The sequence below is a fragment of the Enterobacter sp. SECR19-1250 genome (genome assembly GCF_013391025.1).
GTDB classification, from domain to species: domain Bacteria; phylum Pseudomonadota; class Gammaproteobacteria; order Enterobacterales; family Enterobacteriaceae; genus Enterobacter; species Enterobacter cloacae.
In genome coordinates this window covers 26,333-47,921 of the sequence record NZ_JACASJ010000024.1, presented here as the reverse complement: position 1 = coordinate 47,921, position 21,589 = coordinate 26,333, and the positions used below count along the sequence as shown (strand labels likewise).

22 protein-coding genes are annotated in these 21,589 nt (G+C 54.2%); 7 read left to right on the top strand and 15 right to left on the bottom strand.

Annotated elements, in window-relative coordinates:
* Positions 1–76 precede the first annotated feature (76 nt).
* The 3 genes from slmA to coaBC form a co-directional block, all read right to left on the bottom strand.
* Positions 77–673: a nucleoid occlusion factor SlmA gene (gene slmA, locus HX884_RS08890; protein WP_178327998.1), complete on the bottom strand. Its 597-nt coding sequence runs from the start codon at positions 671–673 to the stop codon at positions 77–79.
* Positions 674–793: 120 nt separating this feature from the next.
* A complete protein-coding gene (dut, locus tag HX884_RS08885) occupies positions 794–1,252 on the bottom strand; it encodes a dUTP diphosphatase (RefSeq protein ID WP_015570042.1) in 459 nt (152 codons plus the stop codon).
* The gene (coaBC, locus tag HX884_RS08880) at positions 1,230–2,441 is read right to left on the bottom strand and encodes a bifunctional phosphopantothenoylcysteine decarboxylase/phosphopantothenate--cysteine ligase CoaBC (protein WP_094915772.1); all 1,212 of its coding nucleotides are present in this window, start codon (positions 2,439–2,441) and stop codon (positions 1,230–1,232) included. The genes dut and coaBC overlap by 23 nt, the downstream gene beginning before the upstream one ends.
* A gap of 172 nt (positions 2,442–2,613) precedes the next feature.
* Here coaBC and radC point away from each other — a divergent pair, with 172 nt between their 5' ends.
* From radC to mutM, 4 genes are all read left to right on the top strand, one after another.
* On the top strand, positions 2,614–3,282 hold the full coding sequence (gene radC / locus HX884_RS08875) for a DNA repair protein RadC (RefSeq protein WP_178327997.1): 669 nt from the start codon (positions 2,614–2,616) through the stop codon (positions 3,280–3,282).
* A 217-nt stretch (positions 3,283–3,499) separates the two neighbouring features.
* A complete protein-coding gene (gene rpmB / locus HX884_RS08870; RefSeq protein ID WP_002436699.1) occupies positions 3,500–3,736 on the top strand; it encodes a 50S ribosomal protein L28 in 237 nt (78 codons plus the stop codon).
* Between the two features lie 22 nt (positions 3,737–3,758).
* Positions 3,759–3,926, top strand: a complete 168-nt coding sequence (gene rpmG, locus HX884_RS08865) for a 50S ribosomal protein L33 (protein WP_013094893.1) — start codon at positions 3,759–3,761, stop codon at positions 3,924–3,926.
* A 74-nt stretch (positions 3,927–4,000) separates the two neighbouring features.
* Entirely contained in the window at positions 4,001–4,810 is an 810-nt protein-coding gene (gene mutM, locus HX884_RS08860; RefSeq protein ID WP_013094894.1) for a bifunctional DNA-formamidopyrimidine glycosylase/DNA-(apurinic or apyrimidinic site) lyase, read from the top strand.
* A 2-nt stretch (positions 4,811–4,812) separates the two neighbouring features.
* Here mutM and coaD read toward each other — a convergent pair whose 3' ends face one another.
* From coaD to HX884_RS08825, 7 genes are all read right to left on the bottom strand, one after another.
* Positions 4,813–5,292: a pantetheine-phosphate adenylyltransferase gene (gene coaD, locus HX884_RS08855; protein WP_013094895.1), complete on the bottom strand. Its 480-nt coding sequence runs from the start codon at positions 5,290–5,292 to the stop codon at positions 4,813–4,815.
* Between the two features lie 3 nt (positions 5,293–5,295).
* Complete coding sequence (locus HX884_RS08850; protein ID WP_014830152.1) at positions 5,296–6,066, bottom strand: glycosyltransferase family 2 protein; 771 nt, start codon at positions 6,064–6,066, stop codon at positions 5,296–5,298.
* Positions 6,066–7,340, bottom strand: a complete 1,275-nt coding sequence (gene waaA, locus HX884_RS08845) for a lipid IV(A) 3-deoxy-D-manno-octulosonic acid transferase (RefSeq protein ID WP_013094897.1) — start codon at positions 7,338–7,340, stop codon at positions 6,066–6,068. The genes HX884_RS08850 and waaA overlap by 1 nt, the downstream gene beginning before the upstream one ends.
* Before the next feature lie 155 nt (positions 7,341–7,495).
* Positions 7,496–9,130, bottom strand: coding sequence for a sulfatase-like hydrolase/transferase (locus HX884_RS08840; protein ID WP_155022543.1), 1,635 nt, complete (start codon positions 9,128–9,130; stop codon positions 7,496–7,498).
* A gap of 18 nt (positions 9,131–9,148) precedes the next feature.
* Positions 9,149–10,120, bottom strand: a complete 972-nt coding sequence (locus tag HX884_RS08835) for a hypothetical protein (RefSeq protein WP_045294568.1) — start codon at positions 10,118–10,120, stop codon at positions 9,149–9,151.
* A gap of 8 nt (positions 10,121–10,128) precedes the next feature.
* A complete protein-coding gene (locus HX884_RS08830; protein ID WP_178327996.1) occupies positions 10,129–11,112 on the bottom strand; it encodes a glycosyltransferase in 984 nt (327 codons plus the stop codon).
* Positions 11,113–11,257: 145 nt separating this feature from the next.
* Positions 11,258–12,628, bottom strand: a complete 1,371-nt coding sequence (locus HX884_RS08825) for an O-antigen ligase (RefSeq protein WP_178327995.1) — start codon at positions 12,626–12,628, stop codon at positions 11,258–11,260.
* A 230-nt stretch (positions 12,629–12,858) separates the two neighbouring features.
* On the opposite strand from HX884_RS08825, the gene HX884_RS08820 reads away from it, so the two are divergent.
* Entirely contained in the window at positions 12,859–13,962 is a 1,104-nt protein-coding gene (locus HX884_RS08820) for a glycosyltransferase family 4 protein (RefSeq protein WP_045294574.1), read from the top strand.
* Here the strand turns inward: HX884_RS08820 and HX884_RS08815 are convergent.
* The 5 genes from HX884_RS08815 to rfaD are packed head-to-tail and all read right to left on the bottom strand — an operon-like array spanning position 13,941 to position 19,120.
* Positions 13,941–15,050, bottom strand: a complete 1,110-nt coding sequence (locus HX884_RS08815; RefSeq protein WP_178327994.1) for a glycosyltransferase family 4 protein — start codon at positions 15,048–15,050, stop codon at positions 13,941–13,943. The two genes, HX884_RS08820 and HX884_RS08815, sit on opposite strands and share 22 nt — an antisense overlap.
* The gene (gene rfaQ / locus HX884_RS08810) at positions 15,047–16,156 is read right to left on the bottom strand and encodes a putative lipopolysaccharide heptosyltransferase III (protein ID WP_178327993.1); all 1,110 of its coding nucleotides are present in this window, start codon (positions 16,154–16,156) and stop codon (positions 15,047–15,049) included. Before rfaQ ends, HX884_RS08815 begins: the two co-directional genes overlap by 4 nt.
* Positions 16,149–17,135: a lipopolysaccharide heptosyltransferase RfaC gene (gene rfaC, locus HX884_RS08805; RefSeq protein ID WP_155022547.1), complete on the bottom strand. Its 987-nt coding sequence runs from the start codon at positions 17,133–17,135 to the stop codon at positions 16,149–16,151. The genes rfaQ and rfaC overlap by 8 nt, the downstream gene beginning before the upstream one ends.
* A gap of 3 nt (positions 17,136–17,138) precedes the next feature.
* Entirely contained in the window at positions 17,139–18,185 is a 1,047-nt protein-coding gene (gene rfaF / locus HX884_RS08800; RefSeq protein ID WP_178327992.1) for an ADP-heptose--LPS heptosyltransferase RfaF, read from the bottom strand.
* Positions 18,186–18,187: 2 nt separating this feature from the next.
* Positions 18,188–19,120: an ADP-glyceromanno-heptose 6-epimerase gene (rfaD, locus tag HX884_RS08795; RefSeq protein WP_013094908.1), complete on the bottom strand. Its 933-nt coding sequence runs from the start codon at positions 19,118–19,120 to the stop codon at positions 18,188–18,190.
* A gap of 215 nt (positions 19,121–19,335) precedes the next feature.
* On the opposite strand from rfaD, the gene kbl reads away from it, so the two are divergent.
* Both kbl and tdh read left to right on the top strand, forming a co-directional pair.
* Positions 19,336–20,532, top strand: a complete 1,197-nt coding sequence (kbl, locus tag HX884_RS08790; protein ID WP_013094909.1) for a glycine C-acetyltransferase — start codon at positions 19,336–19,338, stop codon at positions 20,530–20,532.
* A gap of 9 nt (positions 20,533–20,541) precedes the next feature.
* Entirely contained in the window at positions 20,542–21,567 is a 1,026-nt protein-coding gene (gene tdh, locus HX884_RS08785) for an L-threonine 3-dehydrogenase (RefSeq protein ID WP_029881902.1), read from the top strand.
* The last annotated feature ends 22 nt before the right edge of the window (positions 21,568–21,589 follow it).

Genomic DNA, 21,589 nt, shown 5'->3' with positions numbered 1-21,589 from the left:
GCCCGGTGACGCGTTGCTTGCCGGGCCTGCGCAATTTGTGGGCCGGATAAGGCGAAGCCGCCATCCGGCAACGACGTTACTGCAACTGCGCCGCCACTAACGGCCAACGGGCGTCGAAATCGTCCGTTGGGCTGTATTTGAACTCACTGCGTACAAAACGGGAGAGCATGCCTTCGCAAAATGCCAGGATCTGGCTTGCCAGCAGCGTTTCATCCATGCTGTAACCTTCGCCTTCACGCATTTTCTTCTCACGCAGTACCTGGCGCAGCTGCGCTTCAATACGCTCGAATAGCTGGTTGATGCGACCCTGCAGTCTGTCCTGCTCAAACATCAGCGCATGGCCAGTCAGAATACGGGTCAGGCCCGGGTTACGTTCTCCAAATCCCAGAATCAACTGCACAATCAGACGCAGACGCGCGGTGGTGTCTTTTTCGTCTTTCAGAATCAGGTTGATGCGCGTGATCAGACTGTCTTCGATAAACTCGATCAGGCTGTCGAACATCCGGGTTTTGCTCGGGAAATGACGGTACAGCGCCGCTTCAGACACGCCTACAGAGGCGGCCAGTTTTGCGGTGGTGATGCGTTGACTGCCATCGCTGGATTCAAGCATCAGAGCCAGAGATTGAAGTATTTCTTCGCGACGGTTCCTTTTCGCGGTTTGTTTTTCTGCCATGTTGCAAAATACCCCTGAAAATAAGCACTTGTCAGGCTGGCATCCACACAGCGACCGCAAACTGGCGTTTGCGGTTTGTTATGACATTATGGCGCTGTGAGATGCGTGTCTGTCGGGCGGTTATTTGCGCCCGGAATGGCCGAAGCCGCCTTCGCCACGGTCGGTGGCATCAAAGTCTGCCACCAGGTTAAATTCTGCCTGCACCACAGGTACAAAGACCATCTGCGCGATACGCTCGCCCGGTTCAATGGTGAAGCTGTCCTGACCTCGGTTCCAGACGGAAACCATCAGCTGGCCCTGGTAGTCAGAGTCGATCAGGCCGACCAGGTTACCCAGCACGACACCATGCTTATGACCCAGGCCTGAACGTGGCAGGATCACCGCCGCCAGTGAAGGGTCAGCAATGTGAATCGCCAGGCCCGTTGGGATCAGGGTGGTCGCACCCGGAGCCAGTTCTACGGCGTCATCGAGACAGGCGCGCAGGTCAAGACCGGCAGAGCCGGAGGTGGCATAGGTTGGCAGCGGGAATTGCTCGCCAACACGCGGGTCCAGAATCTTAACGTCGATTTTTTTCATCATAACGGGTAACGATCTCGTCCAGTAATTGTTGGCCCAGGAGTTCCTTGCGCTCAAGCGGTAAGATTTTATCTCCATCCTGCCAGAAAAGGTGCAGTGCGTTGCTGTCGCTGTTAAATCCTTGCGTGGCCAGCGATACGTCATTCGCGCAAATCAAATCGAGGTTTTTGCGGGTACGTTTTTGCCGGGCATATTCTTCCACATTATTTGTTTCTGCGGCAAACCCAACAACGTAAGGACGATGGGTTTTCAGCGCGGCGACGCCAGCAACGATATCCGGGTTTTTAACCATTTTTAGTGTTAATTCATCGCCTTGCTTTTTGATTTTGGCATCAGAAATGGTCTCTGCGCGGTAGTCCGCGACGGCAGCACAACCGATAAAAATCTGCTGGTTTTGCGCATGGGCCTGTACCGCGGCCTCCATTTCCAGCGCGGTGGTGACATCAATACGCTGCACAAAAGGCGGCGTAGGTAAGGAGACCGGGCCACTGACCAGCGTGACGTTCGCGCCGCGTTTCGCCGCTGCGGCCGCAATCGCAAAGCCCATTTTACCGGAGCTGTGGTTGGTAATGTAACGTACCGGATCCAGCGGCTCGCGCGTTGGGCCGGCTGTAATCATGATGTTGAGATGTTGCAGGTCGTTGACAGGCGAAAAATGGGCCGCGGCCATATCGACAATAGTCAATGGATCAAGCATACGGCCTGGGCCGACATCGCCACAGGCCTGGCTCCCGCTGTCCGGCCCCCAGATCAGCAGGCCGCGCGAGGTCAGCGTCTGTAGATTATGCTGGGTCGCGGCATTGCGATACATCTGCTGATTCATGGCCGGCACAACGGCAACAGGGGCGGGCGTAGCCAGACAAATGGTCGAAACCAGATCGTTCGCCATCCCGGCGGCAACGCGGGCAATTAAATCGGCCGTGGCGGGGGCAAGGATAACCAGGTCTGCCCATTTCCCAAGCTCAATATGGCCCATCGCGGCTTCTGCGGCAGGGTCAAGCAGGCTGTCAGATACCGGGTATCCTGAAACGGCCTGCAGGCTCAGAGGAGTGATAAAGGCTTTTCCGCCTTCGGTTATCGCGACCCGTACGTCGGCCCCGCGCTCGCGCAGACGGCGCACCAGTTCCGGCGTTTTATAGGCTGCAATGCCGCCGCTAACGCCAAGAACGATTTTTTTACCGGCCAGGCTCATCATGATTCTTTCCTGTTGGGTTTCACCAGAGAGCGGGCATTTTATCACAATCCCAAAAACGGGGTGATCTTGTCCTTCGGTCACTTTGCGAGGCGTTACGCAAGAACGAGACGCGAGAGTCAGGTACCTGAGTAGCCTATGGCAAGATGGGCAAAAAACAGGGAGAAAAAGCATGGAAGACGAGGATGAACTGCTCTTACCGCGCGAAAAATTGCTGCGCTATGGCGTCACTTTGCTAAAAGATGAGGAACTGCTGGCGCTTTTTTTGCGCACCGGTACGCCGGGCAAAACGGTCTTTACGCTGGCAAAAGATCTGATAGGCCATTTTGATTCACTCTACGGTTTGATGACGGCGGAACTGGCGGAGTTTGCGCATGTGGAGGGTATCGGTGTGGCGAAATATGCCCAGCTTAAGGGGATTGCCGAGCTGGCCCGCCGTTTTCAGTGTGTTCGTATGCAGGAAGAGGACCCGATACTGACTCCTGCGATGACGCGCGAGTTTCTGCAAAGTCAGTTAACCGATATTGAACGCGAGATCTTTATGGTGATCTTTCTCGATAACCGGAACCGGGTGCTCAAGCATAGCCACCTTTTCTCGGGCACGCTAAGCCATGTAGAGGTTCATCCGCGTGAAATTGTGCGCGAAGCAATAAAATTGAATGCAGCCGGCGTGATACTCGCGCATAATCACCCTTCTGGCTGTGCAGAACCAAGCAGAGCTGACAAAGAGATCACCGACCGCATTGTCAAATGCTGTCAATTCATGGACATTCGTGTGCTGGACCATCTGATAATTGGCCGCGGAGAGTACCTTTCTTTTGCAGAACATGGCTGGATTTAGGCTATTTCTCGCGATCCATCGGGATCTTTGTCTGTTCGGGACTTGAGCACACCGCCGAGTCAGCGTATACTACGCCACCTTTGAGAATCTCGGGTTTGGCATTTGGGCCTGGCAATCGAGAGTTCAATAGAACTATGCGATGACCGGGCTGTAAAGCCTGACGAGGCGCCGATACCCCATACGAAGCTCGAGCTAATTTGATTTTTGGAGAATAGACATGTCCCGAGTCTGCCAAGTTACTGGCAAGCGTCCGGTGACCGGTAACAACCGTTCCCACGCACTGAACGCGACTAAACGCCGTTTCCTGCCGAACCTGCACTCTCACCGTTTCTGGGTTGAGAGCGAGAAGCGTTTTGTCACCCTGCGCGTATCTGCTAAAGGTATGCGTGTAATTGATAAGAAAGGCATCGATACAGTTCTGTCCGAACTGCGTGCCCGTGGCGAAAAGTACTAAGTACTTAAAGAGGAAATAAATCATGGCTAAAGGTATTCGCGAGAAAATCAAGCTGGTTTCTTCTGCTGGTACAGGTCACTTCTACACCACCACGAAGAACAAACGTACTAAGCCGGAAAAACTGGAACTGAAAAAATTCGATCCAGTTGTACGCCAGCACGTAATGTACAAAGAAGCTAAAATCAAATAATTTTAGCCTCCTTGTATTGAAAAACCCCGCAACTGCGGGGTTTTTTGCATTCTGCATCTTACTACGGAGGAATCATGCCTGAATTACCTGAGGTGGAGACCAGCCGCCGCGGTATTGAGCCGCATCTGGTCGGCGCGACTATTCTTCATGCTACCGTGCGTAACGGCCGCCTCCGTTGGCCGGTTTCTGATGAGATCCATGCGTTAAGCGATAAACCGATCCTCAGCGTCCAGCGCCGCGCGAAATATCTGCTCCTGGAGCTGCCCGATGGCTGGATCATCATTCATCTTGGCATGTCCGGCAGCCTGCGGATCCTCACTGAAGAGCTGCCTGCGGAAAAGCATGACCATGTCGATCTGGTGATGAGTAACGGTAAAGTGTTGCGTTATACCGATCCCCGCCGCTTTGGCGCATGGCTGTGGACCAAAGAGCTGGAAGGACATAGCGTACTGGCGCATCTGGGGCCAGAGCCGCTTTCAGAAGCGTTTAACGCGGAATACCTGAAAGCGAAGTGTGCGAAAAAGAAAACCCCGATTAAACCCTGGCTGATGGATAACAAGCTGGTGGTCGGCGTGGGGAATATCTATGCCAGCGAATCGCTGTTTGCAGCCGGGATCCATCCCGATCGGCTGGCCTCTTCGCTGTCGGCGCAGGAGTGTGAGCTGCTGGTGCGGGTGATTAAAGCGGTGCTGCTTCGCTCAATTGAGCAGGGGGGAACGACGCTGAAGGACTTCCTGCAAAGCGATGGTAAGCCAGGCTATTTTGCTCAGGAGCTGCAGGTGTATGGCCGCAAAGGCGAGCCGTGCAGGGTGTGTGGAACGCCGATCATCGCAACAAAGCATGCCCAGCGCGCCACATTCTATTGCCGTCAGTGCCAGAAATAACGCTACTTTAGCTTGTCCATCAACGCCTGGTGGACGTTAACCGGCAGGAAATGGGTAACGTCCCCGTGATGACGCGCCACCTCTTTCACCAGCGTGGAAGAGATAAACGACCACTCCTTGGATGGCATCAGAAATACGCTTTCCAGCTCCGGCATCAAATGACGGTTCATGTGCGCCAGCTGCATCTCATACTCGAAGTCTGCCACCGCGCGTAAGCCACGGATCAGAATCGTCGCCTGCTGAGCGCGGGCAAAATTGGCCATCAGATCGCTGAAGCCCACCACCTCCACGTTCGGCAGGTGCGCAATGGCCTCGGTGGCAAGCGCGACACGCTCGTTCAGGTCAAACATCGGTTTTTTACTGGGGCTGGCAGCAATCGCCAGAATCACCTTGTCGAACATGCACGCCGCACGGGTGATGATATCAAGATGACCATTGGTGATCGGATCAAAGGTACCTGGATAAATCGCTTTTGTGCTCATGGCTCACGTTTTCTCTGAGTAGCCGCGGCTGAGCGCCCACAGCTCGGTGTATTTGTTGAAAGTATACTGGGCATTTACCACGGCCAGTAACCAGCCCTGTTTACCGTCCAGCACGCCGCCACGCAGCAGCAGCGTTTTCAGAAACGCTCCCAGCGTATGGGTGAAGATACCCGTCAGCGTGGCCTTCTTGCCGCGCTGATGGCGCTCCTGTGCCCAGGCGGTGGCATAGTTGAGCTGTTTACGCTGGAAGCTGGCGAAATCCCGGCAGGTCAGGTGCAAAAGATCGCCCGTCAGAGGGACGACTGGCGCACTGTCGCAGGCCAGGGATTCATGGACCAGATTATCATTGTACTGATACCGCTCGCGCTCGTAGAGGCGCGTGACCCGGTCGGGGTACCAGCCGCTGTGACGCATAAAACGGCCGAGGAAATAGTTACGACGCGCAATGCTGTAGACCGTGCCCGGCGTTGGTGCGGCGAGCACCGCCTGAATAGCCTGACGCAGCTCCGGCGTGATGCGCTCGTCTGTGTCGAGCATCAGTACATAATCACCGGTGGCATATCCCTGCGCGCGCTGGCGCTGGATGCCATAACCTTGCCAGTCGGTGTTGGTATAGACTTTTGCACCCGCTGCGCGGGCAACGTCCGCCGTGTTGTCTTCACTGCCGGAGTCGAGCAGGATAATTTCGTCAGCCCAGGCAACGGAGGCCAGGCAATCCGGAAGCAGATCGGCAGCGTTTTTGGCGATCAGAACGACCGACAGGCGCGTTGACATTAGTGGCTCCGCTGCGGCAGATAAGGTTGCAGAAGCTGCAGCAGACGGGTGAGGGCACCCTGGTTCTGATGCAGCACTTCAACGGCATGACGACCGTACCACAGGCGGTAATCTTCGTCGGTCAGCAGAGTCGAGACCTCTTTGACCACCGAATCCGCATCGGTCACGGTAATTAGCCCTTCCGCTTGCTGCAATTTCGCACAGATATCTTTGAAGTTGAAGGTATGTGGACCCATCAGTACGGGAATGGCATGGGCCGCTGGCTCCAGCGGGTTATGGCCACCACGCTCCACCAGGCTGCCGCCAACAAAGGCCAGATCAGCGATGCCATACAGCAGCATCAGCTCGCCCATGGTATCGCCAATAACCACCTGCGTGCTGGTGGAGGGGATCTCACCGCTGCTGCGCAGGGTGAAGCTGAAGCCGCCTTTTTGCACCATTTCACGGGCGTCTTTAAAACGCTCGGGATGGCGAGGCACCAGAATCAGCAGCAAATCGGGGAATTTCTCCAGCAGCTTACGATGCGCCTGCAGGATAATCGCCTCTTCGCCATCATGGGTGCTGGTCGCAATCCAGACCTGGCGACGCGGTGCCCACTGGCGGCGCAGCGTGATAGCACGGGCGGCAAGTTCAGGCGTGACGGAGATATCGAATTTCAGGCTGCCTGTCACCGCCAGCTGGTTGCGTTTCAGGCCAAGCGAGATAAAGCGCGCTGCGTCTTCTTCGTTTTGCGCAGCAATCAGTGTGATCTTGCTGAGCAGGCGGCGCATAAATTTCCCCAGCTTGCCGTAGCCTTTCGCCGACCGCTCTGACAGACGCGCGTTCGCGATCACCAGTGGAATCTTACGTGCATGCAGAGCGGAAATCATATTCGGCCACAGCTCGGTTTCCATCACGATCACCAGTTTAGGGCGAACGGTTTCCAGAAAACGGTTCATGGCGCAGGGAAGGTCGTAGGGCAGATAGACGTGATGCACGTCTTTACCGAAGGCGGACATCACGCGCTCAGAGCCGGTCGGCGTCATGGTCGTGACGGTGATCGGCAGTGACGGATAACGGTGACGCAGGGCGCGAACCAGCGGGATCGCTGCCAGCGTTTCGCCAACAGAAACGGAATGCAGCAAAATACCGTCCGGGGCAACTTTATTGCGACAGAAGCCATAGCGTTCAGCCCAGCGTTTTCGGTACGCAGGCGCTTTACGGCTACGAAGCAGCAGTCTCAGCCACACCAGTGGCTGAATGATATAGAGCAGGGCGGTATACAACAATTCCAAGCGATTATCCGTCTTTTTAGTTTCGGCGGGCAAATTCTAAGCATTTGGGCCGTCTAAAGCTATCTCTTTGGTGTTTTAGGCTTGCATATGTCTGCGTTACGTTCATTCGCAAATAAAAAAACGGGCAATTGCTTGCCCGTTTATTACTCTTCAGTTTAACGCTCCGTTTCGGGAAGCGCATTCAGATGGTAGGTAACGCGCTCCGACAGGCCGCGGATATCACCGCCCGTGATGAAGAAGGTGTCATCTTTTTGGTTAGGATTGCTAATGTCATAACCCAGCATTTTGTTGATAAGCGTCGCCACTTGATAATGGTTTAGTGGAATTTGTGGGCTGATGTTCTTCATGGCGTACGCAGGATCATTACTGAAGTACAAGAACGGTACCTGAGCAATCGGCATTTCCACCACGGAGTGACCGAACAAGCCATTATCGCCCACGCGTTCACCATGGTCAGAGGTGATAAACACCAGGACCGGCAGTTTGGATTTTGCCATTGCTGTACGGATAGCGGAGGCAAGTTCTTTGTCGTACAGACGAACGGCATCGTCATACTCATTTTTCTTCTGAGCCACGTCATCACTCAGATGCGGTGTAGAGAATTTGGCAAAGCCCTGCGGGATGTTGCGCTCATACGGGATATGCGGTGCACGGCTGTTAAGGATCATCAGGAATGGCTTGTTCCAGTCCAGCGTGGCCTTTTCTACGGAGGGGGTCAGAACAACGTCAGCACCGACATCTGGCGCTGGACGGATCTGCGTATCTTCCCATAGATCAATGTCATGAATGCCAATCCAGTTACTGAGACCTTCCAGACCCTGTGCGGAGATAAATGCGGTCTGATAACCCTGTTTTTTCGCATTGGCGAAGATATTGGTTGATTTAGATTTGTAGGCGCCGTAGTTATCCGGTTCACGCAGATTATTCACCAGCATTGGAATAGCCACACGTGTCGATACCGCGTTTGAGACAATCAGACGGCCCGTGCCTTGATACTGCTTCAACAGCGCTTTCAGCTCTGGCGTAGTGTCTCGCTCGTAGCCCAGGGCGCTGACATGGTGCGGGTTAAGGCTCTCACCAATTGCCAGAATGATGGAATATTTACCTGCATGCGTTCCCGCAATAGGTTTGACCTGGTAGGGATCGTAATGGGTCAGACTCTGGTTTTCACCTGATATGGCTTCCGGGATAAGACGAATAGCGCTAAAACTCATCGCAGACAGACCATTACGCAGCAGGGAGTGGCGCAGATCGGGATTGAATTTGTACATTTGCCCGTCGACTGCTTTGTAGAACTGACCGACAAACATCACGATGATGGCAAGCAGGCAAGGAAGCGCAATCCATTTGTGCCAAAGCGGTGCCAGACGACGCGCAAAGACCAGCCCAAACACAACGGCCACAATCATAATGGCGAAGTAGATGCCCAGTGAACCCAGGCTGTCGGTGATACCACTGGCAATGTCTTTCGTTTCCACAAACGCCAGCCAGACTTCACTCGGGCCATAGAACTGACCGTAGAATTGATAGTACACTGCTTCCGATATCTGAATGATAAACGTGACCGCCAGCAACAGGCGAGTCAAGAAGAAACGCGCACTGGCAGCGGCAAGCAGGGAGATGATCAGATACAGCGAGATATCCCCGGATTTCGGCTGGTAGACATGATCTTTCAGCAGAATGATAATTTCTGAGAGAGAGAACAGCAGTAAGAATGCCAACGTCAACCCCAGGGTACGCAACAGATTATTGCGTGGGGTGAGCGAAGTTTGTGAAGTTGTTTTAAACATGGAAGAACTCTATTCCGATCAGAACTTTTTAGTCAGCGGACGAATGGCTTTACCAAAACCAAAGCGCAGTGCGCGAACCACCGTAGGGCGATTGTGCAATCCTTTACGCCAGATATCCTCAAACAGGGCGAACCAGCGTGCAGCGACAGCTTCGCGGGAATAGACCTGTAAACGTTTTTCTCCCTGTTCGCGCATCTGACGATACAGTTCAGGAGAGTTTTTCAGACGCATAATGGCAGCGAACGCTTCATCAGGGTTTTTGGCGATCAGATAGTCCAGCTCGCTTTCGCGGATAGCGCGGTAAGATGGCTCATCGTCGCAAACCATTACCGTTTTCCCAAGCCAGTTGTTAATGAGCTTACTGGCAGGTTTGCGGGCCAGTTTGTGATCGTGCGATTTACGAAAGCTGATGCACACGTCCACGTCCTGGTAGTTTGTCCAGTTATCGAACGAAATGCGGAGTTCGATACCTTGTTCGGCAAGACGTTGCTTAAAGTTCCCTTCGCGGTATTCGTCCGGAAAACTGTCCACGCGGCCGAAGAATGCTACGGTTTTGATTGTCTCGTCGGTGCGCTCTCGCGGTTTTACGCCTGGTTGTGGCCAGTAGGGGACGAAGATACGGTTGCTATGGCTATCTACTTCAGGGTTTTGGTCGACGACAACATCAGCTCCAATGACGGGAGGACGGTCCGCACGTGCGACCACGGTGAAGCCACGCCATGGTTTCACGCGAGAACCAAAGTCGTCGTTATGCATCAGGTTAATAGCATCGGGCCTGCATTCAGAGCCAAACGAACATTCTATTGCGTCACCATAATAATGCTTCAGGGCCAGTGTGGTCTGGAACGTCCAGCCACCACGGCCACCGCAGTAGAATCGTTCCGGAATATCGTCAGGATTGACATGACTATCCAGAAGAGCCTGGAAATCTGGGTAGTTTTTAGCAATGAAGTCCGCACGGGAAACCGCGTGTAATTTAATTTTGCTCATAATTTCCGTTAGCCAAGAATTTTTTTAAGACGGAAGTAGCGACGTCCCAAGCGCCACCGTTGGCGGAAGCCACGCGCATTTTGCCAGATCATGGTCCAGATACCGCGATCAAAAAGCTCACGGGTGATTTCGCGTTTTTTTGCCATATCGTCAATGTTGTTAATGCTGTGTAGGATCCCCAGACCCTCTTTGGCGATTTGCCAGTGGCAGGCGGGTACGCGTTTCACCTGTTCCGGGTAGCGCTTGTTGATGGCGTCCAGCATTTCCAGAATCTTCATATAATGGCGCGAGGAGCGCATGCGTGTGTCGTCCGTACCAGGAGTATGGGAAACGGAAGCGGAGTGGATCAGGTAGTCGTAATAGACCTCATCAATATATTGCACGCGTTTGGCGGTGAGCAGCACCTCCGTCGTCCAGGGGATATCCTGATGGCGCAGTCCATGCTCAAAGCTGAAGCCTAGCTCCTTGATAAAGGCGTGTCGATAGATATTCAGCCATGTCACGTGCAGGAACTTGCGGGATTCGAGTGCCATCTGCAGCCAGGTCGGGCCGTCCAGTACGTCGGTTGAAGCGAGTTTATCCGAAGGAAAGATCTTCTTCGACGGGCGGCCATCGTCATAAATATAGGTGCCGTTACAGGTTGCGACGTCCAATTGTCCTGCAAGCGCTATTTCCAGCAAACGCGGGTACATGCCCGGGTAGATCACATCGTCAATATCGGGGAACGCGACGTAATCGCCCGTTGCCACAGCGAGACCGGTATTACGGGCCGCAGAGACACCACCATTAGGCTGGTCGATGAGCTTGAAGTTACTGAATTCACTGGCGTAGCGGGCGATAATATCCCCAGAACCGTCAGAAGAACCGTCATTAACGATAATAAGTTCCAGACTTTGCAGATTCTGTTTTTTTATGCTGTCAAAAAAAGCGCTCAGGAAATTTTCGCCGTTATAGACGGCGACAACGAGGCTTAATTGAGGCGTTCCAGACATGCTTACTCCGTAATGTCATGCGGTGAGATGTGGCCAACGAGCCTTGCAGTAACGTGCAATGGCTTTTCGACAGCCGGCAGGCAAAAGAGTTCTGATGGATCACATTGCGCCGAGGCTTATTACTCTCGGCGCAATGTAAACACGATCAGGAAGTTATTTCAGTCTGTTTAGCAGGGCGTAACGCGCACATTCCCACAAGTAACCCGGTCAACAGCATATACTGCTCCAGGTAATGATCTTTTAGATTGTGATCGACCATGGTTCGGGAAAAGAAACCAACCGTAAACAGCAGCAGGAACATTCCTACCATCGAGTTACCATGGCGAAACTCTCGCCAGCCGATATACCAGCAGCCTGCCAGTAAAATAAGCCAGCCCGCAATACCCGCGATACCGTTCTGAATACCAAATTCAATCAGGCCATAATGGCTGTGCGGGATGTTAATGCGATTATCCTGAGTGTCGTGACGTAATACGTAACGGAATGCCTCTTTGCGCGGTCCCATTCCTGCAGGATGCTCGCCAACCAGTTTCCAGCCCTGATGGAAGAAGCTGGCGCGGCAGCCGTTAGAGTGGTCCATGGGACGACCGAGATCGTTCTTTGGTACCACTCCGTTAGTTTTGTTATAGCAAAAGCTGGTGAAAGGTGCGTTCCATCCTGTTACCGCATCATTTTCCAGGTTTTGCCAGCGTGGATCGGTTTTCCAGGAAGCATAACCCAGAAACGCGGAAACGATAATGATGCCTATAAGAATCGCGCCAGTCAGGACTACCCGGCTGCGACGCATACTGTGCAGGCTGAGCAGAATGAAGGTGGAGAAAAGGCTGCCGACCAGACCGATAGTTCCCCAGCGGGTATCAACTAACGCAGTGCAAGTCAGGTTACATAGCAGCATAAAGGCAAGGAATGGTGTCTTCAGGCGTAAGAAGCGTTGATGAAGAAGACCGCGGGCAAGCAGTTCGGCGAGCAGGAAACCTGTGATCATATTGATCTGGAAGCTCATGCGCGTGCGGTTATAAACAATTCGCGTTTCGCCCCAGTGGATCACGCCGTCTCGCCAGTAAAGCCAGACGGTATCAAGTAAGTGGATACAGACGACGCCCCAGAAAAAAAGCACGACGAGTGTAAAGAAACGGGCTGCCGATAAAGAGGGGAAGCGATCCTGTATCACCGGTAATAACACTAAGCCTGCACAGAAAAGCAAAACCGGACGTAGCCACTGGCCATCCCAGGTCGACACCATTTCTTTTATATCTGGCGCCACAAAAAAGCCGTTAATCAGGATAAAGAAGGTTAATGCCCACAGCACAATAAGCACGAACTTGATTTTGTTTAAATCCAGCGCCTTTTTCGCCACTGACGAGGTAAAGAAAAGGCCGAGCGCCACCACAATATTAGGATAAATCAGACCATTACGATGAAAAGGTAGCTGATCGTTTGGGATTGGCCAGATAAAACATAAAGCCAGTACAGACAGTACTAAAAGACCTGTCAGGATGTTACGAGTATTTGTCATAATTTTGGTACTGGTAAAGGATCTCGGCGTAAATACCGGTTAGTTAACAATGCCATGTGCAAATTCCACGGATTTCAAATGGAATAAAAGCCTGAGAAAATTACCACAGAAGCCATAACTACAGAAGGACAATGTTTGTAAGCAAGATTAATCCGCCTGTGCATTACCCTAATACCCACGTATATAATCGGCTGATTGGACAGCGGTTACAGCTCAACGACAGGAAATGTATGCATATTGTTCATACTGAAGCAGACGGCGGCAAAGGCGGACAGCCTCTGCGTATTATCAACGAATCACTTGGGATGATTCAGCGTGGACATCAGGTGACGATCCTTTGTCCGGAAACTGCGCCGCTGCACACGCTGGCGCGCAACGCCGGGCTGACGGTGATCACCATGCCGTTGAAGCGTAAGAATCTTAAAAATCTTCAGTTGCTGCGTCGCTGGTTGAAGGATAACCGCCAGTCAATTGACGTCATCAATAGCCATAACTCCGCTGATACCTGGCTGGTTGCACTGGCTAATCTGACGCTCCCTGACCCCGTACCGCTGGTTCGCACTCGTCATGCGTCTGGCGTACCGCGCAACAACTGGACGACCCGCTGGCTGTTCCGCACGGCCTGTGCGCATATCGTGACCACGGGGGATGCGTTACGTCATCAGGTAGCAAATATTGGCGTGCCGATATCCCAGAGTACGTCTGTGCCAAGCGGTGTCGATACGCAGCGTTTTCATCCAGGAGATAAGCACGAAGCTCGCGTGCATTGTGGCCTGTCTGGGGCAGATTTCTGGCTGGGCGTGGTGTCGCATTTGCGCCCGAACAAAGGTCACAGTGTACTGCTACGTGCTCTGGCGAAAATCGACAATTCGCAAATCAAACTGGCTATTGTCGGCGAAGGCCCGCACAAAGCGACGCTTGAACAGGAAATTATAGCGCTGGGGTTACAGCAGCGGGTCGTGATGGCGGGACATCAAACCGATCCGGAACGCTGGTTCCCGGCGTTTGATATTGCGCTGAGCCCTTCACACGATATGGAAGGTGTCCCGCAGGGTGTACTGCAATCGTTAGCTACCCGTATTGCAACCATTGCAACGGATGCTGGTGGAACGGGAGATGCAGTGATTAACGGGCAAACGGGATTGTTAATCGCGCAGCGCGACGAAAACGCACTGCACGATGCCATAATGAAACTCTATAACGACTCAGCCCTTCGCGAGACACTCGCGCAACAGGGATATGACTACCTGAGTACGCACTTTACACGTGAATGTATGCTTGATGCGATGGAGAAGGTCTTCTCCGATGCAGCTCAGCGCAGCAAATCGCGATAAAGCGTTTGTAGCTCTCTCGCCATTCTGTCCAGGGTGAAAGGCTCAGCAGTTGCACGTGCAACTGTAGTGTAATCGACACCCTGTTCACGGCCTTTTAACCACAGAGAGATGGCTTGCTTATAACCTTCGCTGTCCAGTGCATCCCGCACCCAACCATTTTGACCCTCGGTTATCCACTCCGCCGCGCCACAACATTGGCTGGTGAGCAGCGGCAAACCGCAGGCCAGCGCTTCCACGCAGACGTTTGGGAAGGGATCGTAGAGTGTCGGCAGGATAAGTGCATCAGCCGTGCCATACACTTCACGCACGTTGGCAACGGGTCCCAGGAACGTCACTCGTGAGGAGACCCCCAGCGCTCGCGCCAGTTTTTCGAACTTCCTCGCATGTTTATCGCGCCCGGCAATGAGCAACCAAACGTCAGGATGCGCCACAATGGCGCGCAGCGCGGTGGCGACACCTTTGCGGCTGAAACCTGACCCAACATATGCCAGTACCGGTGCATCGTGGGGAATGCCCAGCACTTTACGCTGCGAAAGGGAGCGCACCTCAGGATTGAACTGGTCCGTATCGACACCGTTATAGATCACCGTCAGCTTGTCATCCGACAGCCCGAAGCGGCGGGCGATATCGTCGCGTACCATCTTCGAATTACAGATCACCTTGCGCAACTGCGGATGGGTAAACATCTGCGTCTCAGCCTGCAGAATGTAGCGGTGATAGCGGCTCAGAGACTGCGCCCAACGCGCCAGAGGCGACAAAATACGACCATATTGCTCAAGCCAGGTAGCGTGAACCCCGTCGCCCGCCCGGAAGATGGTCGCTCCCGGTATGCGTTCGTGGCTTTGCACAATATCGAATTGAGCAAAATGCGCGGCGGCTTCGGTGGCAAAACCGGATTCACGAGCGATGCGATTGCGAAACGGCGGATTGACCGTCAGCGTTTTCCAGCCTGCGGCATCTTCCCACTGGCGGGCAATCAGCGTGACATCAAGCGACGTATCCTGCGCCAGTACGTTAAGCGCACGTGAGACAAAACGCTCTGCGCCACCGTTGGGGTTGTAGGTCTGTCGAACAATCGCCAGCTTCATGCAGGGGTTTCCGTTTCCAGAAGCATCGTATCAATGGCGCTCAGCACCTGCTGTGGCGTGATAGCAGTGATACAGTCTGAGACACCGCTGTCTCCGCAGCCCGCTTTGCCGCATGGCTGGCAGGTAAACCCGGCCACAATCACACGATAATTCACCCCCCATGGAGCCCATTTGATGGCGCCGGTAGGGCCAAAGATGGCGACGGTCGGCGTACCAACGGCGCTTGCAAGGTGCATCGGCATAGAATCTACTCCGAAGTATACCCGCGCGTGCTTCATGAGTGCGCCCAGCTCTTTCAAATTCAACTGACCGCTTAAATCAAAGACCGGCCGGGTGAGTGCAGCGCGCAGCTCATCCATGTATGCCTTCTCTTCTTTTGACGGTGCGGCGGAAAGAATAATCGGCAGGCCGCGTGCCGCCAGGTTATCAATAGTTGCTGCCAGTTTTTTGATATCCCAGGCCTTAAACATCCAGCGTGAGGTTGGGTGGACCAGGATATAGGATTTACTCGTGAGCCCAAACCCTGCCAGCTTTTCGGCAACAGAGGCTTCTGCCACGTCACCGGGTACGAACAGGGTATGTTTGTCTTTTTCGGACTGCGGATGAATACCGATTCGGCGCAGGGCATCCAGATTGACCTCCACCATATGGCGGCTGTTGTCCTGAATCGCCGGATAGAGCGTGGTGAACGATTTTACCCAGCGACGACGCGCCAGGCCCCCGCGTTTATCCGGCTTAAAGCCAATGGAGACGCGCGGTTTCAGGCGACGCGCCAGACGCGCGCCGTGCCAGTGTTCGGTCAGGTTAATCAGGACGTCATACTGACGACCTTTCAGGGTATTGAGCAACGCGCGGTAGAGACGGAATTGTTCAAACCACCCCTTTTTACGCCAGTTGCGCCCGATAGTATGGACCTGGTCGATATGCGGGTGGCTGGTCAGCATCGCCTGCGTGTCGTCATAGACCAGCGCATCGACTTCTACGTTCGGCCAGTTCTTTTTCAATACGGTGAACACCGGTGAAGTAAGCAGAACGTCACCGTGGTGACGCAACTTAACGATCAGCACGCGCTTTGGTGGACGCTCCGCTGAGAAAAAATCAGACATAGGCTCTCTCTGCTGCCAGCAAAGGCTCTAATTGCGCAAATACCGCAGCGGCATTGAGGTCGCTCAGCTGCGATGAGTGTTCCGGGCGGCAGATATATTGATTTTTTCCATAGCCGCCGATTAGGCCCGGGTCCGTTGGGCCGTAAAGCGTAATATTAGGTCGATCCAGCGCCGCCGTCAGGTGGCTAAGGCCCGTATCCACGGAGACCACTGCCGCAGCGCCAGCCAGTTCCTGGGCTACGCCATCAAGTTTCATGCGCGGCAGAACGTCCACATAATCAAACCCTGCCGCCAGACGTTTGGCGCGTGCTTCTTCATGTGGCGCGCCCCACGGAAGTTTGATACGTAGTCCCGTATTTCTCAGCAGGCCTATCAGTTCACGCCAGAGCGCTTCCGGCCAGTGCTTGTCGTCGCGGGTCGTCGCATGGAGGAAAACCAAATAAGGCGTGTCTTTTTGTTGCGAATTGTGCAGAAAATGCTGCGAAATCGCGTAATCACCCTGCGTTTCCGGCTTTGTGTAACCGAGGCTTTTTGCGAACAGCTCGCGGGTGCGTTCCACTGCGTGCTGCTGCTTTGCAATATGGTGACGACGGTTATAGAACAGGCTGGCGAGTGGTTCGCGGGCGGTTTGCCAGTCCATGCCGTGCTTTACACCGTGTGCCAGGCGCGTGACCAGCGCGGCGCTTTTGACCAGCCCCTGCGCGTCGATTATGGCGTCGTAACGCTGCGCCTGCACCGCATCGCGGAAGGCTTTGCGCTCGGCTTTAATCGGTGTGGAAAACCACGCTTTACGCCAGCGGCGGATGGCCACCGGGATCACGCGGTCGACCGCTTCGTGCCAGGTAGGGATCTGCGCGAAACCCTCTTCCACCACCCAGTCAAAACGAATGCCAGGAATGGCCCGCATGGCGTCCGTCAGCGACGGAAGCGTATGCAGCACATCACCCATCGAAGAGGTTTTAACGATCAATACCCGCATTCGTTATCCTTCTTCGCTCAGCAGCAGTTCGTTGAGTTCTTCGAGAACGCGCTGCGGCGTGATGTCGATCAGGCTCTGGTGATAACCTTGCGCGGCATCGCCTTTACGCACCTTATGGTAACCCGTGATCAGACGAATAACGCGCGCCTTATTTGAGAGCGGCGGCGTGAAGTCCGGGCTACTTGGACCGTACAACGCAATCAGCGGGCGGTTGAGCGCGGCGGCGACGTGCATCAGCCCGGAGTCGTTGGTGACTACGGCTTTACAGGCAGCAAGTAAAATCACCGCCTGCTCAAGCTGGGTTTCCCCGGCCAGGTTGCGGCACCAGGCCTGCTGTTCTGTGCTGAGGGCTGCAAGAATTTCGTTCCCCGCCTCGTGGTCTTTGGCTGAGCCGAACAGAACGATCTGATAACCTTCGTCAATCAACTGCTTTGCCAGCTCTGCGTAGTGATAGTGCGGCCAGCGTTTTGCCGGGCCGAATTCTGCGCCCGGGCAGAAGCCAATCATTGGCCGTTCAGAGGAAAGACCAAACGCGTTACAGGTCTGGGATTTTTCACCCTCGCTGACCTGTAGCTGTGGCCATAGCAGCGGCTGCGGCAGATCTTTTGCGCTGCACATTACGCCTTTGTCGTAGGCCAGCGCCACATAGCGCTCCACCATTAATGGCCAGGCCTCTTTATCCAGCACGCGTGCGTCATTCAGCAGACCGTAGCGCATCTCACCGCGCCAGCCGGTACGGTGCGGCACACCGGCGAAGAAGGGCACAAGCGCGGATTTAAACGAATTGGGTAACACGTAAGCACGGTCATAACGCTTCTCGCGTAGACTGTGGCCGAGTTTACGACGTTCGCCAATCTCCAGCGCCCCGTGGCCGAGCGGCATTGGGATGGCTTCATTCACTTCCGGCATACGCGATAACAATGGACGGCACCATGCGGGTGCCATCACGTCGATTATCGCCTGGGGATAACGCGCCTTGAGCGTGCGATAGAGACTTTGCGACATCATCATGTCGCCCACCCATGACGGGCCGATCACCAGAATTCTCATACTTACGCGTCGCGGTTCAGCCAGGCCATATATTCCGTTACGCCTTCGGCAACGGTCTTGAACGGCTTGTCATAACCCGCTGCGCGCAGGTTAGTCAGATCGGCCTGGGTGAATGCCTGGTAGCGGCCTTTCAGTTTGTCCGGGAAAGGAATGTACTCAATGCTGCCTTTCTTGTGATACGCCAGCGTTGCGTCAGCCACGGCCTGGAAAGACTCCGCGCGGCCGGTGCCAAGGTTGAAAATACCGGATACCCCATTTTCCCAGAACCACAGGTTCACGGCGGCAACGTCGCCTACGTAGACGAAGTCACGCTTAAAGCCGTCGCTGCCTTCGAACAGTTTTGGACTTTCGCCGTTATTCAGCTGAGTGTTCAGATGGAACGCCACGCTCGCCATGCTGCCTTTGTGGCCTTCGCGCGGCCCGTAGACGTTGAAGTAGCGGAAACCAACGATCTGGGAGTTCGCTTCTGGCAACACCTGACGCACATATTCGTCGAAAAGGAACTTGGAGTAACCGTAGACGTTCAACGGCTGCTCATATTCGCGGGATTCAATGAAATCAGAGGTACGTCCGCCGTAGGTGGCCGCCGAAGAGGCATACAGGAACGGAATTTCACGCTCCAGACAGTAGTGAAGCAGCTCTTTAGAGTACTGATAGTTATTATCCATCATGTACTTACCATCCCACTCGGTGGTGGAGGAGCATGCCCCTTCGTGGAAGATGGCTTCGATCTCGCCGAACTCTTCACCTGCCATAATCTGGATAAGGAAGTCTTCTTTATCCATGTAGTCAGCGATGTTCAGATCCACCAGGTTGACGAACTTGGTGCCGTCTTTCAGGTTGTCAACCACCAGGATGTCGGTGATGCCTTTGTCATTGAGAGCTTTAACAATATTGCTGCCGATAAAGCCCGCGCCGCCGGTAACGATGATCATAACTGTAACCTTTGAAGTGTGGAGTCCGGGGACAATCCCGGACGCTAATGGTTCTATCATATCATTAGTATGGCTGCCCTTCAGCCATTCACCGACATAGCGCAAGGGTACACGTGATTTATGCTGCAAAAACGAGAAGAGATAATGTGTCATCTCGTCATGAACTATAGGTTTGGGTAATATGTGCCGAAATTTGCCGAGTCTGGAGAATTGCAATGCGTGGTGATTTTTACAAACAGTTAAACAGCGACCTTGAGACCGCGCGTGCGGAAGGGTTGTTTAAAGAAGAGCGTATTATCACGTCTGCTCAGCAGGCGGACATCACCGTTGCCGATGGCAGCCATGTGATCAACTTTTGTGCGAACAACTACCTGGGTCTTGCGAATCACCCTGAGCTGATTGCTGCGGCGAAAAGCGGTATGGATACCCACGGTTTTGGTATGGCCTCCGTACGCTTTATCTGCGGCACGCAGGACAGTCACAAGCAGCTTGAGAAAAAGCTGGCGAACTTCTTAGGCATGGAAGACGCAATTCTGTACTCCTCCTGCTTCGACGCCAACGGCGGTCTGTTTGAGACGCTGCTGGGTGCAGAAGATGCCATTATCTCCGACGCCCTTAATCACGCTTCCATCATTGATGGTGTGCGCCTGTGTAAAGCGAAGCGTTTCCGCTATGCCAACAACGATATGGTTGAACTGGAAGCACGCCTGAAAGAGGCGCGTGAAGCGGGTGCTCGCCATGTGCTCATCGCCACCGACGGCGTGTTCTCTATGGACGGCGTGATCGCCAACCTGAAGGGCGTGTGCGACCTGGCGGATAAATACGATGCGCTGGTGATGGTCGATGACTCGCACGCGGTCGGTTTTGTGGGTGAAAACGGCCGTGGCTCGCATGAATACTGTGACGTGATGGGCCGCGTGGACATCATCACCGGTACGCTGGGCAAAGCGCTTGGTGGCGCGTCTGGCGGCTATACCGCTGCGCGTAAAGAGGTGGTGGAGTGGCTGCGCCAGCGCTCCCGTCCGTACCTGTTCTCCAACTCCCTCGCGCCGGCCATTGTTGCCGCCTCCATCAAAGTGCTGGAGATGGTGGAATCCGGGGCTGAACTGCGCGACCGTCTGTGGTCCAACGCGCGCCTGTTCCGCGAAAAAATGAGTGCGGCAGGGTTTACCCTGGCCGGTGCTGACCACGCCATTATCCCGGTCATGCTGGGCGATGCCGTCGTGGCGCAGAACTTTGCCCGTGAGCTGCAAAAAGAAGGCATTTATGTGACTGGGTTCTTCTTCCCGGTCGTACCAAAAGGCCAGGCGCGTATCCGCACCCAGATGTCCGCGGCGCATTCGCCTGAACAAATTGAACGTGCGGTGGAAGCCTTTACCCGCATCGGTAAACAGCTGGGCGTAATTGCCTGAGGACGTGTGATGAAAGCGTTATCCAAACTGAAAGCGGAAGAAGGGATTTGGATGACCGACGTGCCGGAGCCGGAAGTCGGTCATAACGATCTGCTGATCAAAATTCGTAAAACCGCCATTTGCGGCACTGACGTTCATATCTACAACTGGGATCAGTGGTCGCAAAAAACCATTCCGGTACCCATGGTTGTCGGCCACGAATACGTTGGTGAAGTGGTTGGGATTGGTCAGGAAGTGAAAGGTTTTAACATTGGCGACCGCGTCTCCGGTGAAGGACACATCACCTGCGGCCACTGCCGTAACTGCCGCGGTGGGCGTACGCACCTGTGCCGTAATACTATTGGCGTGGGCGTGAACCGTCCGGGCTGCTTTGCCGAGTACCTGGTGATCCCGGCCTTTAACGCGTTCAAAATTCCGGACAACATTTCTGACGATCTGGCCTCCATCTTTGACCCGTTCGGCAACGCGGTACATACGGCGCTCTCTTTCGACCTGGTCGGCGAGGATGTGCTGGTCTCCGGCGCGGGCCCTATCGGGATTATGGCCGCAGCAGTGGCGAAGCACGTGGGCGCACGTAATGTGGTGATTACCGACGTGAACGAATACCGTCTGTCGCTGGCCCGCAAGATGGGCGTCACCCGTGCGGTGGATGTCTCTAAAGAGAGCCTGGCCGATGTGATGGAAGAGCTGGGCATGACCGAAGGGTTTGACGTGGGTCTGGAGATGTCCGGCGCACCACCGGCGTTCCGTACCATGCTGGATACCATGAACCACGGCGGTCGTATTGCGATGCTGGGTATTCCGCCGTCGGATATGTCTATCGACTGGAATAAAGTTATCTTCAAAGGGCTGTTCATTAAAGGCATCTATGGCCGTGAAATGTTCGAAACCTGGTATAAGATGGCGGCATTAATTCAGTCTGGCCTGGATCTGTCCCCGATTATTACACATCGTTTCTCCGTTGATGATTTCCAGAAAGGCTTTGACGCGATGCGTTCGGGCCAGTCCGGGAAAGTTATTTTGAGCTGGGATTAACAGAGAAAGCGCCTTAGGGCGC

Bases quoted from the DNA above. Each gene is read 5' to 3' on its own strand.
- HX884_RS08825 (WP_178327995.1), bottom strand. From the start codon at position 12,628: ATGACAAATACTCGTAACATCCTGACAGGTCTTTTAGTACTGTCTGTA.
- rpmB (WP_002436699.1), top strand. From the start codon at position 3,500: ATGTCCCGAGTCTGCCAAGTTACTGGCAAGCGTCCGGTGACCGGTAAC.
- mutM (WP_013094894.1), top strand. From the start codon at position 4,001: ATGCCTGAATTACCTGAGGTGGAGACCAGCCGCCGCGGTATTGAGCCG.
- dut (WP_015570042.1), bottom strand. From the start codon at position 1,252: ATGATGAAAAAAATCGACGTTAAGATTCTGGACCCGCGTGTTGGCGAG.
- coaD (WP_013094895.1), bottom strand. From the start codon at position 5,292: ATGAGCACAAAAGCGATTTATCCAGGTACCTTTGATCCGATCACCAAT.
- rpmG (WP_013094893.1), top strand. From the start codon at position 3,759: ATGGCTAAAGGTATTCGCGAGAAAATCAAGCTGGTTTCTTCTGCTGGT.
- HX884_RS08830 (WP_178327996.1), bottom strand. From the start codon at position 11,112: ATGTCTGGAACGCCTCAATTAAGCCTCGTTGTCGCCGTCTATAACGGC.
- HX884_RS08835 (WP_045294568.1), bottom strand. From the start codon at position 10,120: ATGAGCAAAATTAAATTACACGCGGTTTCCCGTGCGGACTTCATTGCT.
- HX884_RS08815 (WP_178327994.1), bottom strand. From the start codon at position 15,050: ATGAAGCTGGCGATTGTTCGACAGACCTACAACCCCAACGGTGGCGCA.
- slmA (WP_178327998.1), bottom strand. From the start codon at position 673: ATGGCAGAAAAACAAACCGCGAAAAGGAACCGTCGCGAAGAAATACTT.
- rfaC (WP_155022547.1), bottom strand. From the start codon at position 17,135: ATGCGGGTATTGATCGTTAAAACCTCTTCGATGGGTGATGTGCTGCAT.
- kbl (WP_013094909.1), top strand. From the start codon at position 19,336: ATGCGTGGTGATTTTTACAAACAGTTAAACAGCGACCTTGAGACCGCG.
- radC (WP_178327997.1), top strand. From the start codon at position 2,614: ATGGAAGACGAGGATGAACTGCTCTTACCGCGCGAAAAATTGCTGCGC.
- rfaD (WP_013094908.1), bottom strand. From the start codon at position 19,120: ATGATCATCGTTACCGGCGGCGCGGGCTTTATCGGCAGCAATATTGTT.
- HX884_RS08820 (WP_045294574.1), top strand. From the start codon at position 12,859: ATGCATATTGTTCATACTGAAGCAGACGGCGGCAAAGGCGGACAGCCT.
- rfaF (WP_178327992.1), bottom strand. From the start codon at position 18,185: ATGAGAATTCTGGTGATCGGCCCGTCATGGGTGGGCGACATGATGATG.
- HX884_RS08840 (WP_155022543.1), bottom strand. From the start codon at position 9,130: ATGTTTAAAACAACTTCACAAACTTCGCTCACCCCACGCAATAATCTG.
- tdh (WP_029881902.1), top strand. From the start codon at position 20,542: ATGAAAGCGTTATCCAAACTGAAAGCGGAAGAAGGGATTTGGATGACC.
- rfaQ (WP_178327993.1), bottom strand. From the start codon at position 16,156: ATGTCTGATTTTTTCTCAGCGGAGCGTCCACCAAAGCGCGTGCTGATC.
- coaBC (WP_094915772.1), bottom strand. From the start codon at position 2,441: ATGAGCCTGGCCGGTAAAAAAATCGTTCTTGGCGTTAGCGGCGGCATT.
- HX884_RS08850 (WP_014830152.1), bottom strand. From the start codon at position 6,066: ATGTCAACGCGCCTGTCGGTCGTTCTGATCGCCAAAAACGCTGCCGAT.